The organism is Maribacter sp. MMG018 (assembly GCF_018100785.1).
Classification (GTDB): domain Bacteria; phylum Bacteroidota; class Bacteroidia; order Flavobacteriales; family Flavobacteriaceae; genus Maribacter.
On the sequence record NZ_JAGJEC010000001.1, the window covers coordinates 838,040 to 853,824 of the forward strand.

The 15,785-nt window shown below is 39.5% G+C and carries 14 protein-coding genes; 4 read left to right on the top strand and 10 right to left on the bottom strand.

The window, feature by feature from the left end; all coding sequences use genetic code 11:
- The first annotated feature begins 12 nt into the window (after nt 1-12).
- The 3 genes from J8L85_RS03685 (at nt 13) to J8L85_RS03695 (ending at nt 1,659) form a co-directional block, all read left to right on the top strand.
- Nucleotides 13-561: a hypothetical protein gene (locus J8L85_RS03685; protein WP_211014649.1), complete on the top strand. Its 549-nt coding sequence runs from the start codon at nt 13-15 to the stop codon at nt 559-561.
- A 196-nt stretch (nt 562-757) separates the two neighbouring features.
- Nucleotides 758-994, top strand: coding sequence for a hypothetical protein (locus tag J8L85_RS03690; protein ID WP_211014651.1), 237 nt, complete (start codon nt 758-760; stop codon nt 992-994).
- A 314-nt stretch (nt 995-1,308) separates the two neighbouring features.
- Nucleotides 1,309-1,659 carry a hypothetical protein gene (locus tag J8L85_RS03695; RefSeq protein ID WP_211014653.1) on the top strand — a complete coding sequence of 117 codons (351 nt, stop codon included), beginning with the start codon at nt 1,309-1,311 and terminating at the stop codon, nt 1,657-1,659.
- A gap of 274 nt (nt 1,660-1,933) precedes the next feature.
- Here J8L85_RS03695 and J8L85_RS03700 read toward each other — a convergent pair whose 3' ends face one another.
- From J8L85_RS03700 to hemB, 5 genes are all read right to left on the bottom strand, one after another.
- Nucleotides 1,934-2,647, bottom strand: coding sequence for a 3'-5' exonuclease (locus tag J8L85_RS03700; RefSeq protein WP_211014655.1), 714 nt, complete (start codon nt 2,645-2,647; stop codon nt 1,934-1,936).
- 236 nt (nt 2,648-2,883) lie between these two features.
- Complete coding sequence (locus J8L85_RS03705) at nt 2,884-3,357, bottom strand: methylated-DNA--[protein]-cysteine S-methyltransferase (RefSeq protein ID WP_211014657.1); 474 nt, start codon at nt 3,355-3,357, stop codon at nt 2,884-2,886.
- Between the two features lie 9 nt (nt 3,358-3,366).
- Nucleotides 3,367-4,500, bottom strand: a complete 1,134-nt coding sequence (locus tag J8L85_RS03710; protein WP_211014659.1) for a hemolysin family protein — start codon at nt 4,498-4,500, stop codon at nt 3,367-3,369.
- Between the two features lie 79 nt (nt 4,501-4,579).
- Entirely contained in the window at nt 4,580-5,911 is a 1,332-nt protein-coding gene (locus tag J8L85_RS03715; RefSeq protein ID WP_211014661.1) for a serine hydrolase, read from the bottom strand.
- A gap of 21 nt (nt 5,912-5,932) precedes the next feature.
- Entirely contained in the window at nt 5,933-6,922 is a 990-nt protein-coding gene (hemB, locus tag J8L85_RS03720; protein WP_211014663.1) for a porphobilinogen synthase, read from the bottom strand.
- 359 nt (nt 6,923-7,281) lie between these two features.
- Here hemB and J8L85_RS03725 point away from each other — a divergent pair, with 359 nt between their 5' ends.
- A complete protein-coding gene (locus J8L85_RS03725; RefSeq protein WP_211014665.1) occupies nt 7,282-9,924 on the top strand; it encodes a DEAD/DEAH box helicase family protein in 2,643 nt (880 codons plus the stop codon).
- Nucleotides 9,925-10,127: 203 nt separating this feature from the next.
- Here the strand turns inward: J8L85_RS03725 and hemF are convergent, their stop codons facing one another.
- The 5 genes from hemF to hemA all read right to left on the bottom strand — a co-directional run bounded on the left by hemF (nt 10,128) and on the right by hemA (nt 15,723).
- Complete coding sequence (hemF, locus tag J8L85_RS03730) at nt 10,128-11,030, bottom strand: oxygen-dependent coproporphyrinogen oxidase (protein WP_211014667.1); 903 nt, start codon at nt 11,028-11,030, stop codon at nt 10,128-10,130.
- The gene (locus tag J8L85_RS03735) at nt 11,020-11,562 is read right to left on the bottom strand and encodes a GNAT family N-acetyltransferase (protein WP_211014669.1); all 543 of its coding nucleotides are present in this window, start codon (nt 11,560-11,562) and stop codon (nt 11,020-11,022) included. The genes hemF and J8L85_RS03735 overlap by 11 nt, the downstream gene beginning before the upstream one ends.
- A gap of 296 nt (nt 11,563-11,858) precedes the next feature.
- Nucleotides 11,859-12,890 (bottom strand): uroporphyrinogen decarboxylase, encoded by a 1,032-nt coding sequence (gene hemE, locus J8L85_RS03740; protein WP_211014671.1) that lies wholly within the window; start codon nt 12,888-12,890, stop codon nt 11,859-11,861.
- Nucleotides 12,887-14,470 (bottom strand): hydroxymethylbilane synthase, encoded by a 1,584-nt coding sequence (gene hemC / locus J8L85_RS03745; RefSeq protein WP_211014673.1) that lies wholly within the window; start codon nt 14,468-14,470, stop codon nt 12,887-12,889. Before hemC ends, hemE begins: the two co-directional genes overlap by 4 nt.
- Entirely contained in the window at nt 14,467-15,723 is a 1,257-nt protein-coding gene (hemA, locus tag J8L85_RS03750; RefSeq protein ID WP_211014675.1) for a glutamyl-tRNA reductase, read from the bottom strand. The genes hemC and hemA overlap by 4 nt, the downstream gene beginning before the upstream one ends.
- Nucleotides 15,724-15,785: the final 62 nt, after the last annotated feature.

Below are 15,785 nucleotides of genomic sequence, written 5' to 3' on the forward strand. Positions count from 1 at the left end.
TAGTATTGCGATATGAAATCAAAATTTATTTTAGGCATAATATTTATTATTGGTATTTTGGGAACGATTTTTTGTAGTTATTACGAGTTTGGATCTTTTTCTGATAAGAAGGAAATTTATATTTATTTTAACCCTAATAAGGATTCGACCAATTTGGTTGATTGGGAAAGATTTAAGAGTCATCTACCAAAAGATTTTGACCCAAATAAATTTATGGATGGTAATTATACGGGGATGATTAGCGATATGATGCGAGATAAAATTGATAGTATATATCAAGCATATCAAAAACCTAAAAGGAAATTTATAAATAAGAAGACAGGGGAACTTCAATTCGGGATACAAGTAGGAATGTATGAAAAAATATTTTTTGAATATGACACATTAAAAATTTATAAGGAAAATAAAAATAATAAAAACATAGAGTATACATTAGATTCAATAGTTGACTTAATAAGAACAAGGGATTTTAATAATTACAAATTTTATTTGATTTTAGAAAAGCCACAAGATGATACTAAGTTTATTTCCAAAGTAACTCCCTCATGGATATTGTATTAATTTGCCTGAATTTTTGGTTTGCATCTTCTTATAGAACCATATATAGTAACTTGCAAAGCGAGCCGCTTAGATTGAAATATACGTCCTATTCCATATAAAAGGTCTAGATAGACAAAAAGTTTGTTTCGTTTTTATTGGATAACAACAAAACTGAAGATTCTGTAGCCCCCGCTGGCGCGAGCATCCTGCTTATGCCTTGTACGAAGATTTTGTTTTAGAACAAGATTTTGATTGGTTTACAGACGAGGACCATCCTGAAAGAGTGGATATTGCCAAGGAGTTTGTCTGGTTCTTGATAGATAATGGATATACCGAAGAGAACATAAACTTTGTGCTTACGGCAATAAATGATATAATGGTTGAAAATGTTGAATCGATTTCTGAATTAAGTATATTACAACAAAATCCCTATTCTATTTGGAAGAAACGATAAGTCTGATGCTTTTAGACATGCATTTTATAATGTAATAAATGCAAAACGAGTAGGGGTTACTATTGCAAAGTTGTTTTCGGATGCACATGAAAGCGAGGTGCCGCAGGCATTGATAAAAGAAAAGCAAATGGATTTATCTAATAATAATGTTGGTCATCAAACGATCAATGGTAATTCTGGGAAGACTAATGGAGAATTGTCAACTATTATATTTCAAAAACTCTTGAACGGAGAATTGCGATACGTATCACCTATAGGCTCTAATGGCCTGCCGACAAGTAGTACTAGTCTAATTCCAACTAATCAATAATTAAATGAGAAAAATCGTTTTCGTATCGTTTTTTTTAATATTCTTTTCCTCATGTGTTAAAAACGGAGTGACTTTCGAAGTAAAAAATCAGAGTGGAATACAAATTGATTCTGTTCATATAACTAACGGATATTCATCAGTAGTAGAATCTAATATTGGAAATGGAAAGTCATACTCAATTTTCCTTCCTTTTGATAAAGGAATCAAAATTAGAGGTGATGGTTCCTATCAAATTAGGATATATAATAAAACCTCAAATAGAGAAATGAATTTTGGATATTTCAGTAATGGTATTCCACTAGCGGAAGAGTACGAAATATTAATAGAAAAAGATACGATTTTATTTCATGAATAATTGACTACCCATGAACTAATTCTGTCTGGTTACCATGACAGGAACTTTAGGCACTTATACCCTGTAATGTTTTAGTACAGCTTATAAATGTTCAAGTATCAATAGTCTGTATTAATTAACTTTGCCGTTCAGAATTCTCCCCCCGTTGGCGCATGCATCCTGTTTATGCCTTGTACGAAGATTTTGTTTTACAACAAGATTTTGAGTATGATGGCAATACTAAACCAAGAACCAATAACAATCAACCAAATTCTCACTTCGGGGTTAAAGGGCTTTATACCTTCTTTATTTGGTGGTCTTCCAATAAATCTTCATTACGTAACTTTAAAAATACCTGTGCGGTGGTGACCACGTCCAGTTCGCAATAGGTGACGATACGGTCAATATCCTTTTCCAGGTAATAGACATCCCTTACCATACTGCCGTCTATATCCTCTTTTGGGGAAGGTATGCCTAGAATGTTCGCCATTAGTTTTAAGGAAGTATAATGCTTGTAATCACCAAATTTCCATAGTTCCATAGTGTCCAAATGGGGAACTTCCCACGGTTTCTTTCCAAAAAGGTCTAGTTTCCAGGGTAAGGAAATACCATTAATGATCATACGCCGGGCTATATACGGAAAATCGAACTCCTTGCCATTATGGGCACAGAGTAGATGTTTGGCCTGGTTGTAATGGCCGTCGAGAAGGTTTTTAAAATCTTTTAGTAATTGGGTTTCCTCGCCATAAAAAGTGGTGACCCTAAAACTATTTTCTACTCCGTTTATTTTGAAGTACCCGACAGAGATGCACACGATCTTTCCGAACTCTGCCCAAATTCCGGCCCTGTCATAGAATTCTTCGGCGGTAAACTCTTCTTTGCGCTGGTACCGCGATTTTTGTTCCCAGAGTTCTTGTTTTGCATCGTCCAGCTCTTCAAAATGTTCCTTTTCCGGTACGGTTTCAATATCTAGAAACAGTAAGTTTTCTAAGTTTAATTTTTGAAGCATGTTGTTTTTATTGGGTTTCTCGTTCCTCAATTTAATATATAAAATTCAATTTATAGGAAGGGGATGATTTGTCTGCCAAAATCGTAGAACCGACCGATAGGTCGGTTTTTAGTCCTATTCAATACCATGTTCGAATCTGTTGGCCCGTTTAACGGACGTTAAAACTCGCTGATTCGTCTATTAAATAGGTGAAAGAAGGGTTTTTTACAAAAGAACCGACCGTATGGTATGTTGGCTCAGAACAAAGATTGTTGTTTTACCGGGTTTTCATGATCCAGCAACCATTTTTTGCGGTGCAGGCCACCGGCATAACCCGTTAATGAGCCATCAGTGCCAATGACCCTATGGCAGGGGACAACGATCCATAACGGATTTTTTCCGTTTGCAGCAGCAACGGCCCTAATGGCTTTTACATCGCCGAGTGTTTTGGAAAGCTCCAAATAAGAAACGGTCTTTCCGAAGGGTATACTAGAGAGTGCGTTCCATACACGTTTTTGAAAATCTGTTCCATTCGGGTTTAGGTCCAGGTCAAACTCTTTTCTATTTCCTTCAAAATATTCGTTTAGTTGGTACACGGCATCTTCCAGTACCGTAGGTATTACTTCTGTAATTTTTTCTTCCGATTCCAACACGGTAATAGAGGTGAGGCCATGTTCGTCACCCTCCAATTTGGTATAGCCTAGGGGAGATTGTATTACAGCAGATTCCATACAACGTATTTATTCTGGTTTTGGGGGCGTTTGCTCTTTCTTTTCGATGACGCCTGACCGTTGGGCCCTATTTTCCCAGTTCTTGCGTGCCAAGAGCTGTAAATCGGCTACATTGTCGCTTTCGTCCATAATCTCTAGCCCCAAAAGGGTTTCAATTACATCTTCCATGGTAACCAGCCCACTTACCGATCCGTATTCGTCTACGACCAAGGCAATATGTTCACGTTTGGCCACTAGGGTATCGAACAGTTGGGGTATGGGAGTGCTTCTGCGCGTAATCAGAATGTCCCTTTTAATTTCCTCTAAGGGCATATCCCCGTTTTTATTGATGATTTCCTCATATACATTGTCCTTTAAGACAAATCCTATGATATTATCGATCTTATCTTTGTAAATAGGGATTCGGGAAAAGCGCAATTTCGGGTTCTCTTCAAAAAAGGTCTGAATAGTCTTATCGGCAGATGCTATTTTCACCACCGCCCTAGGGGTCATGACATCTTTTACCAGTACTTCGTCGAACTTTAAAAGGTTTTTGATAATGGTCGATTCCGATTTTTCAAAAACACCTTCTTCGTGGGCCATATCGGTCATAGCCGTAAAATCTTCCCTACTTAGAACGCTACCGTGATGGCCTTTGCCGCCCACCAGTTTGGTGAACAGTTGCAAAAGCCACAAAAGCCCTGTGTATTTTAAACCCAATACCATTATTTTAAGGGCCTTGGCGGTAAAATTGGCCAACTGTCTCCAATAGGTGGCGCCTATTGTTTTTGGAATTATTTCCGAGGCCACCAAGATCAAGATGGTCATAATGGTCGAAACGACACCCACCATTAGGTCTTCTGTAAATTGCATGCCCAATACGGTTCTTTGGGTGGCGCCATAAAGCTCACTATAGGCTACTTTTGCTTGTACCCCGACCAAAATGGCACCAACGGTGTGTGCAATGGTATTTAAGGTCAGAATAGCAATCAGTGGTTTATCAACGTCGTTCTTTAATTCTTCTAAAGTGCTGGCATAAGATTTGCCCTCTCTTTTCTTAACGTTCACGAACGTTGGGCTAATACTCAACAGAACGGCTTCCAAAATGGAGCACAGGAACGAAAAGAAAATGGAAATTAGGGCATAAAAAATAAGTAATCCCATAGTTGTATTTTGAATAGACTAAGATACCAAATTAATCGATTTGCACCATGTATTTATAAATAGCGGTACATGTTATTGTTTATAATCGTTTTTGAAATGCCTTATAAAAAACTTGTTGAACGGCAGAACGTATGTGTAGGTCGTAGAGGTTTCTGTTTGCGCGGGTAGGGTATACCCGATTGGAGAGAAATATATATACCAATTGGTTTTTTGGGTCTGCCCACACAAAAGTTCCCGTAAAACCACTATGACCAAAACTTTCCGGACTAACTTCGGGTGCAGGGTAAGATTCCTCAAGGGGTAAAAGGTTGTTGTCTATAAGCGGTTTGTCGAAACCTAAGCCCCTTCTATTATCGTTTTGTGGATATTGTACACGTATGAATTCGTTCATGGTTTTTTCGGAGATGTAACGCTTTCCGGCATAGATTCCCTTTTGCAAGAACATTTGCATCATAATGGCCAAGTCGTTTGCCGTACCAAAAAGCCCTGCGTTGCCAGATATGCCTCCCAATAGGGATGCATTTTCATCATGCACCCAACCTTGGGTCAGGCGGTGTCTAAATAAAGTGTCCATTTCGGTCGGAACAATTTTATTTGAAAAATTATGCGTGCTAGGTAAGAAACCAAAAGTTTTCATACCAAGTGGTTTGTAAAATTCTTCTTCGATATATTGTTCGTAGGGTATCCCTGTAAGCTGTGCAATCAATTCCGGAAAAATCAAGAACGTAAGACCCGAATATTTGTATTTCTTTTCAGCCGAAACGGTAGAACGGTTTATGATTCGGTACATTTTTTTATTGAAGTTATTTTTTACATAAATACCTTCAAATACTTCATTTTTAAATCGTTTGTTTGGCTTTGAACGTAAAAACCTATTTTTAAACCGACCATTATTTTTTAGGGTTTCGTTTAAGAAAACAATGTAGGGTTCAAGACCCGCCTGATGTGCCAAAATCTCCCTTAATGTGATATTTCTTTTGTCTTTTTTATGTTTCCAAGGGGTCCAATAAGAGCTAAAGGGCGTGTCCAGATCTAATTTACCTTCATCTACCAATTTCATGAGGGCCGGTAGGGGCCCCATAATTTTTGTAACCGAGGCCAAATCATAAATGTCGTTTAAAGCGACAGGTTGAACACTGTCGTAGGTATGATAGCCATATGCTTTATGAAAAATGATATTCCCTTCTTTGGCCACCATAATTTGTGCGCCCGGAAAGGCATTATTTTTTATACCATTTGTTATAATGCTGTCTATTTTATGGTAAATGGCAACAGAATCCAATTCGTAGGCCGCCAAAGAGGATATTTGCAAACTCGACCCCACGGGTAGCGCCAATGGTTGCTTTTTATCTTCTTGGGCAATAAGGGTGGTTACAAATAAACCAAATAGTATAAATAAATATTTAAGCATCAAATTATGGTAAGGGTGGCATTAACCCAATAGTTTTACCGCATCCTTGGCAAAATAGCTGGCTATGATGCTGGCACCTGCGCGCTTAATGGCGGTCAATTGTTCCATCATTACGGCGTCGTGGTCCAACCATCCTTTTTCTGCGGCTGCCTTCACCATGGCGTACTCCCCTGAAACCTGATATACGGCTATAGGAACATCTATCTCGTTTTTAAGGTCTCGGACAATATCAAGATAACAAAGTCCTGGTTTTACCATTACAATATCCGCTCCTTCATCGATATCTTGTTCGGTTTCCCTAATAGCTTCCAACCTGTTGGCATAGTCCATTTGGTAGGTTTTTTTGTCCTTGGGTACGTTTTTAATGTCTACGGGGGCAGAATCTAGGGCATCTCTAAACGGCCCGTAAAAAGCACTGGCGTATTTGGCGCTATACGCCATAATGCCGGTATTGGTATAACCTTCATCTTCCAATGCCTCTCTGATACTCAGAATACGACCGTCCATCATATCGCTTGGAGCTACAAAATCGGCTCCTGCCTTAGCGTGCGACAAACTCATTTCCGTAAGTACTTCTACGCTTTCGTCGTTCAATATCTGACCATCTGTAACAATACCATCATGGCCGTAAGAAGAATAGGGATCCATGGCCACATCGGTCATTACCAACATTTGCGGACATGCGTTTTTTATCGTTTTTATAGCACGTTGCATCAACCCGTCAGGATTTAATGCTTCGGTACCTTTGTTGTCTTTTAAGTTCTCTTCCACTTTGGCAAAAAGTAGCACAGAGCAAAGCCCCATTTTCCATAGTTCCTTGACCTCTTTTTCCAACAGGTCCAAACTCAAATTAAAATAATTGGGCATGGACGGAATCTCTTTCTTTACCCCTTTGCCTTCGGTCACAAAAAGTGGTACCAAAAAATCGCTTGGTGTTAGGGTCGTTTCCCTTACTAAATTGCGTATTGCCTGCGAGCTTCTAAGCCGTCTGTTTCTAATAAGTGGGTACATGTCTTTTCTTTTGTGCAAAGGTAAGGCAAGTGGGTTAAATCTCCTTGTTTCCAGCTGAAATCTATGGGGTGTTAGGCAAAATTTCTGCGCTTAGTGAAACCGATCGTGAACGGTCGGCCATCAAGACCGGAATTTATAGTGAACCCCGGTATGGGAATGCTCGTTATGGGTACTATGAGTGAACTTTTCTGGAATCTGAAACTGGCAATCTCATTGATGGGCGGGCTTTTTTTAAAAGAGGATCATCATATTTGCAATAATTGGATAAGTGAACGTACTAGAAATATCTTTTTGCCTTTTGTTGTACTATTTTATTAGTTTTCCTGTTTAATTATGGAATTAAAACTATACTAGGGTCATTGCGGCAACTTAATAAGATTTTAGAGTTCAAGTACACTTGGCGTAACTATCAACAAAGATTTTTAGATGGTTTTCAAGAACATGTCAAAGATGGGCATTTACATGTAATTGCACCCCCGGGATCGGGTAAAACCATACTTGGTCTAGAAATGTTGATCCGTATTGGAAAACCTACATTGGTTTTGGCGCCAACATTGACCATACGAAACCAATGGCGCAGTAGATTGCTTGATTTCTTTTCTTCGGACGGTATTTTTGATGCTTACTCTTTGGATATTAAATCGCCTAGCGTAATCACGTTTTCAACGTATCAATCCTTATTTTCCTTATCAAAGTCATTTGGCGAGGATGAAGAACAAAAACTTCTAGAACATATAAGGGAGCATAAGATCGAAACCTTGATTTTAGATGAAGCACATCATTTAAAAAATGAATGGTGGCATTGTTTGTATCGCTTAAAGAAAATAGAAGGGCTTACTGTGGTGTCGTTGACGGCTACACCACCTTATGATAGTTCTACCGCTGAGATAAACCGCTATTTTAATTTATGTGGCCCCATAGATGATGAGATCGCAGTACCCGATTTAATCAAAAATGGTGATTTGTGCCCGCATCAAGACTTTGTTTATTTCTCGAAACCGGAAGAAGCCCAAATTCGCTATATCGTAGGTTACAGAGAACAGATTTTAAATTTTACGAACACCCTTATCGCCAACACGGCCCTACAGGAGCAATTGATTGCCTTGGATTTTTATACCGATCCTGAGCGGCATATAGAATTCATTTATGAAAATCCAACATTCTTTTCGGCTATAATTATTTATTTGAACGCTTGTGGTTATACCGTTAACAAAGGCCATCTGAACATTCTTGGTTTTTCTGATAATAAGGTGGTCTTCCCGAGTTTTACGTACGAATGGTCGGAAGCCTTGCTTCAACATTTATTGGTGGATCAACGTGAAGTTTTTAGTGGTATGGAAGAGGTGCTTTTGCCAATAGAGAAAGAACTGAGACGTATAGGGGTATTGGAGCGCAGAAAGGTAAACTTTGTTGGTGATGAGTTATTGTACAGAAACCTTTCTAATAGTCCGAGTAAGCTAGAGAGTATATTCCATATTGTTAATAATACCGATGACCATTTAGGGGAAGGGGCTAGAACGGTGGTCTTGGCGGATTTTATCCGTAAAGAATTTCTTGATTTTAATAGTAGCGATACAAGTGGCCTAAACAGGCTTGGGGTCGTACCGATTTTAAAATACCTATTGGTCAAGCAAAAGAATAAGATAACGTTAGGGGTACTGACCGGTTCGTTGGTGATCTTGCATGAAAATACCCTGTTACGATTAAAACAATTATTAAATACCGATGTGCTTGGTGTTACACCTGTGATAGGTTCGTTGGGTTATGTGTTTATCGAAGTACCCAGTACTTTAAAAAACCAAATAGCAGAAGCGGTCACACAGCTTTTTGAAGAAGGCTTGATCAAAACACTCATTGGTACCAAGGCGTTTCTTGGTGAGGGTTGGGATGCCCCTTGCATAAACACCCTCATACTTGCATCGTACGTAGGTTCATTTGTTTCTTCTAATCAAATGCGGGGCCGTGCTATTCGTGTCGATGCCGATAATCCGGGAAAAACAGGAACTATATGGCACTTGGCGTGTATAGACCCTACCGTTACCGATGGAGGTAAGGATATGGAAAAATTACGGCAACGTTTTAATGCTTTTACGGGGGTCTCCTTACGGGATGAAATCTATATCTCCAACAGAATAGACCGATTGGTATTACCTTCGGAGTTCACTGAGGCTACCGATGTAGCATTGATGAACGAAGAGATGTTGCAATTGTCTCGACAAAAATCCGTCATCGAACAAAGATGGGACAAGGCCATTGAAAAGGGTAACATTCTGGTTCATGAATTAAAAATACCGTTCGGCCAAGAATCATCTTTTTATAATACGAAAAAGTTAAAAGCACTTAATGCAGGTAAGTATGTGATGCTAGAGGTTGTCTTAGGAGTTTCCTTGTTTGTTCCGGAATTTGTGATCAAAAATATAGGGACAGTTTTGAACAAGGGTATTTTGCAAACGCTTTATTTTTTTATAGCAGCTCTTATCGTGGGTTTTGGGCCTAAAACTTACAAGGCGATACAACTTTACTTTTTGTTCGGAAATCAGTACAAGAAGACTAAAAAAATAGGAAAAGCTTTATTGTCGTACTTGTTAGAAAGCAATACTTTAGGTTTTTCCTCTGCAGAAGCTATTCTGTGTGCCGAGCAGTCGGTAAAAGGTGTGTTTTCCATCTATTTGTTAAAAGCTAGCCAGCAAGACAGTAATTTGTTCGTTTCTTTGTTGGAAGAGATAATCGCCCCAATAGAAAACCCTAAATATCTAATGGTAAACAGTAGTTGGTTAAAAAGAAAATTGAGGGTTAGCAATTATTATGTGGTACCCAAGGACATAGGAAAGAACAAAAAGGAAGCTTCGTTGTTTCAAACGCATTGGAAAGCCCATGTTGACCGTTCTAGAATTTTATATACCAGAACACAGAAAGGACGCAAAGTTCTATTAAAGGCCAGATTTTCCCATCTTAAATATCAGTTTGAGGAAGTTTCAAAGAAGACGATTACCTGGAAGTAAATAGAAAGGCTCGGTTCAAAAAACGAACAGTGCTAAATGTAGGGTTATTCTTTTTTTGATTTTGCCCTTTCCATAATAGCCTTAAGCCGTTCTTTACGCAAGGCCTCTTCCTTTCGAAGTTTGTTTTTCTTCCGATTTATAAGCTTGGTGTGTTTTGCTTTGTTGACCGTGTTTTTCGCTTTTCCCTTTTTGCCCATAACCTACTAAACCCAGTCTTTAGGTTGTTTTAAGACCTTTAGTAGTTTTTCTTCTTCACTACCTTCTTTTGGGTGGTGGTCGTAACGCCATTGAACGTGTGGCGGTAGGCTCATTAGAATACTTTCTATACGTCCGTTGGTCTTTAGGCCGAACAAGGTGCCCTTGTCATGTACCAAATTAAACTCGACATAGCGACCACGCCTTATTTCTTGCCAATCTCTTTGTTCTTGGGTGTAGGCAAGGTCTTTTCTTTTTATAACGATAGGTATATAACTATTCAGGAAGCTGTTGCCGACCTCTGTAACAAAATTGTACCAATTTTGCATGGTCATTTCTGGCGTAGCCTTGCAGTAATCAAAAAATAGGCCGCCAACTCCTCTGGCTTCGTTACGGTGTGTGTTCCAGAAATATTCGTCACACCTTTTTTTGTAAGTGTCGTAAAAGGTTGGGTCGTGTTTGTCGCAGGCATCTTTGCAAACCGTATGAAAATGAACGGCATCCTCCTCAAAAAGATAATAGGGAGTTAAATCTTGGCCGCCCCCAAACCATTGGTCTATAATTTCACCGTCTCTGCCGTACATTTCAAAATAACGCCAGTTGGCATGTACGGTCGGTACCATTGGGTTTTTCGGATGTAGTACCAAACTGAGTCCACATGCAAAAAAATCAGCTTCTTCGACCCCGAAATAGGCTTGCATACTTTTGGGCAAAGCCCCATGTACCCCAGAAATGTTTACACCACCTTTTTCAAAAACGTTTCCGTTTTCTATAACTCTGGTTCTACCGCCACCACCTTCTGCTCTCTTCCAAATATCTTGGTGAAAAGTGGCTTTACCGTCAATTTCCTCTAATTTATTGGTAATGGTATCTTGTAGGTTTTGTATATAATCGTAGAATTTATCTTTCATTGGTTTTAATGTATAGTTCCATATCCAATAATGCTTCCTCGGGAGGTTGATGCTCATTGGGCAAGGTTTCTTTCCAGATGTAACCACATTTTTCGGCTATACGAACACTTCCTATATTAGTTTTATGAACGATGATTCTCAATTGGTTCAACTTTAATTTATCAAAGGACCAATTGGTCAAATGTTGCACTATTTTGGTAGTAATTCCCAGACCTTCGTATTGGTAACCGATACAATAGGCCAATTCTGCTTCCAGTTTTTGGTAATCTAGACTTTTTACATATACCAAACCGGCCACGGTTCTTTCGATTTTGTTCTTCACTACAAACAAAAACTCGGTCTTATCTTGAAACTCCTTAACCTTTTGAGCTACAAAAATGGCAGAAAGTTCCGGTGTTAGGGTCGCTTCCAAGGTTTTGGGAAAATAGCGTTTTAATCGTGTGGCATTTACCGTGGTAAAATCACAAATGCGCCAAGCGTCTTTTTCTTGGACAGGGTTGATCTCGAAAATTCCTATATCAAAAGAATCCATACTGCAACTATCTAAGATTCGTTTATATTGTTAAATAGAGATTTGATAGTAGGCTCTTGCCTTTGCGTTTTATAGGTAAGCCGAAGCTTAAACACGTAATCTGGCAATAAACATAAGAATAATTAGTATTACATTTTCTTAAATTAACTAGATTTCTGTAACCAAACCTGAGCACTCAAAACAAGAAGTTTTTCTAAGTTACTGTTTATATGGGGATAAACACCATAAAAAGTAAAAAGATAAGATTTGTAAAGACACGTAGCTTAACGGAAATTTGTCTTTTTTTTATTCCCGTATCAAGATGCTTTAAACTCCTTTACGGCATCAATAAAGGCTTTGGCATTCTCTACGGGTACATTGGGAAGAATTCCATGTCCCAAATTGACTACATATTGGTCTTTTCCGAATTCATGGATCATTTGAGTGACCATTTTTTTAATTTCTTCGGGAGGCGAAAGCAAACGGGCAGGATCAAAATTTCCTTGTAGGGTGATCTTGCCGCCAGAAAGGTAGCGTGCATTTCTTGCCGAACAGGTCCAATCTACACCTAGTGCCGCTGCACCCGATTTGGCCATATCGCCAAGCGCGAACCAACATCCTTTTCCAAAAACGATTACAGGAGCCTCATCTTTAAGGGCGTCTATGATCTGTTGTATGTATTGCCAAGAAAACTCTTTGTAATCTACGGGGGAAAGCATGCCGCCCCAAGAATCAAAAACCTGTACGGCGTTTACACCGGCTTTTACTTTTGCTTTTAAATAGGCAATGGTGGTATCTGTTATCTTTTGTAAAAGTTCATGTGCTACCACGGGTTGGGTAAAGCATAATTCTTTTGCCTTGTCAAATGTTTTGCTGCCCTGGCCTTGTACGCAATAGCACAATATGGTCCAAGGGGAACCGGCAAAACCAATAAGCGGTACTTCGTCTTCCAATTTCTCTTTGGTAGCGGTAATGGCATCCATGACGTAGCCGAGAGTGTCTTGTATATCGGGTACTATAACACTGTCCAAATCTTTTTGTGAACGTATGGGGTTTGGTAGGTAGGGACCAAAATTTGGTTTCATTTCCACATCAATGTTCATTGCTTGCGGAATGACCAAAATGTCGCTGAACAATATAGCGGCATCCATACCAAATCTTCGAATGGGCTGTACGGTAATTTCCGACGCCAGTTCCGGAGTTTGGCACCGGGTGAAAAAATCATATTTTTTCCTGATTTCCATGAATTCCGGCAAGTATCTTCCAGCTTGGCGCATCATCCATACAGGAGGTCTTTCAACAGTTTCGCCTTTTAAGGCCCGCAAAAATAAGTCGTTCTTTAAGCTCATTGTTCTTTGTAATCTTCATTTACCAATTCTATGACACTTTCGATGTCCGGAATTCTAGCAACTTTTACCTTTTTAAAGTGTTTACGGGCTTCATTGGCCGTTGTTTCACCTATGCAATAGGCAATTGAATGTGGTTTGTTCTTCAACAGGTAACTTTCAATGGCAGAGGGGCTACAAAATATGATTCCTTCTACCGATTCGTCTATCGCTTTGCTAGATAATTTGGTGCGATAGGCCTCTACCTTGTTAACGGTAATATTGTTTTTCTCTAAAACGGAGGGTAATTCCTCTAAACTTAAATTGCCATGAAAATAGGTTACCTCTGTTCCTTCAAGATATTCTACCAGGTATTTTGCCAGATCGGCGGCATTGTTTTCAAAATGGGCTACTTTACCTATTCTCTTTTGTATAAGCCGTCTTGTTTTTCGGCCAACACAGTATATGTTCTCAAATTGTAGTTCGGCAGCACTGATGTTCGTTAAAAGGCTCTCTACGGCATTCTTACTTGTAAAGACTACATTTTTCATTTCCTTTTTGAGCACCAAAGGAGAAATTCTATTGGGGCTTATCTTAATAAAATCCTCTGAATCTACTTTAATGGAAATATTAAAACGCTGTAATTGTTCTTCGGTCAGTTTTTTGGTAGAAAAAATGTTCGTTTTAAGATCGGCTCCCTGCAGTTCGTTCATTAAACGTTTTCCGCCCCTGCTCAAAATACTTTTGGCGGCATCTATACCTAATCTGTCATGTTTTCCCAATGGTGCCGTAAGCGCAGCCTCTAGTTTTTTAGAGCCATTTGCGGTCAATAACACACCCTTAAAGTTTACCGTTTCTTCCTTGTCTATGTAGGCCAAGGCTCCTATAGGGGCAGAGCATCCACCTTCCAATTCCCGTAAGAACTCGCGCTCTATTTTTGTGCAAATTTCTGTTTCACGGTGGTTCAGCTCCGCACAAATCTCCCTGATTTCCTCGTCGTGCTCCATGGCGACTACCATAATTGCCCCTTGTGCAGGTGCAGGAACCATCCAGGTAAGGCCGATGGTGTTTTTTGGCTCTAGGCCAATGCGTTGTAGACCGGCCGCGGCAAATATGGCGCCGTTCCAGTCATTATTCTGTAATTTCTCTAATCGGCTGTTTACATTTCCCCGTAAATCTACTACGGTATGGGTAGGGTATCGATTTAGCCACTGTGCTTTTCTTCTGAGGCTGCCAGTGGCAATAACGCCTTCAGGGGAACCTAAAAACTCTTCGTTGTCCTTAAAAGCGAGTATGTCCATATAATTGGCCCGCTTCAGAACTGCAGCTTGTACAATTCCTTTTGGTAGGGCCGTAGGTACATCTTTCATGGAATGTACCGCAATATCAATATCGCCATTTAGCATGGCAATATCCAATGTTTTGGTAAAAACACCAGTTATTCCGAGCTCGTAAAGGGGTTTGTCCAAAACAAGGTCGCCGGTAGATTTTACCGGTACAAGCGTTACTTTATGTCCTAATGATTGTATTTGGTCTTTAACCGTGTTGGCCTGCCAAAGCGCAAGTTCGCTATCGCGGGTACCTATTCGTATGGTTCTGCTCATTTAGTTTCTAGTTCTAATTGAAATACTTTTTGAATAAGCTCAAGACTAGAGTCGGAATCGATGGTATCGTCCTTTAAATGATTAGCAAACTGTTTGGTTATTTTTTGAATGATACGGTTAGATATAATATCTGCGTGCTCGGTATCAAAATTGGCCACTTTTTTAGATTGATAATCGAGCTCTTCCTCTTTCATGGTCTTCAACTTCATTTTTAAAGCCTTGATAACGGGGGCGAACTTTCGTGTTTCGAGCCATTGGGTAAAGTCGTTTTTTACCTCTTCGATAATTCGCTCTGCCTGTGGAATGAACAATTTTCTCTTTTCGAGTGTTTGGTCCGTGATCTGTGATAATTGATCTAGGTGAACAAGGGAAACATTGTCTAATTCCAGCACATTGTCATCTACGTTCTTGGGTACCGACAAATCCAAGATCAACAATGGATTTTTGGTATAGATAAGTTCTTTGCTAATAGTGGGCTTTTGTGCTCCGGTAGCGACTACCAGTACGTCTGTTTTTCGAATTTCGGCTTGTAGGTCCCCATAATCCTTTACCGTAAGATTAAATTTGCCACCAATTTTATCCGCTTTCTCCTTAGTTCTGTTAATAAGGGTAATGTTCGGGTTTTTAGTGTGTTTTATAAGGTTTTCACAGGTGTTTCTACCTATTTTACCTGTGCCGAACAGTAAAATGTTCTTGTTGGTCACATCCGGTACATTGTTTAGAATGTATTGTACGGAGGCAAAGGATACCGATGTGGCACCAGAAGATATTTCTGTTTCGTTTTTTATACGTTTACTCGCCTGTATGACAGAATTTACAAGGCGTTCAAGAAACGGATTCGCAATTCCTAATTTCTTTGATCGGCCAAAACTTTGCTTTAATTGGCTAATAATCTCAAAATCTCCCAAGATTTGACTGTCCAAGCCGGTTCCTACGCGGAACAAGTGGGTAATGGCCTCGTTGTTCTTGTACACATAAGCTACTTCTTGAAACTCTTCTACACTACCGTTAGAGTAGTCGCAAAGCAACTTTATAAGTTGAAAGGGGTGTTGGGCAAAACCATGCAGTTCTGTTCTATTACAGGTTGAGGTCGCCAAAAGGCCATCTATGCCTTGCTGTTGGGCCTTTTTCAATAGCCCGGTCATGGCAGTTTCGTCCAAACTGAATTTACCACGCACTTCGGCATCGGCTTTTTTGTAGCTTAAACCAATGGTGTAAAACGAGCTATGTTTAGAAATATGATAATTTTTCATAGATGCGGTGACAAAAATAGAAGCATCAAATCAATAAAAGTAACGCTAGAGGAACTATTAGC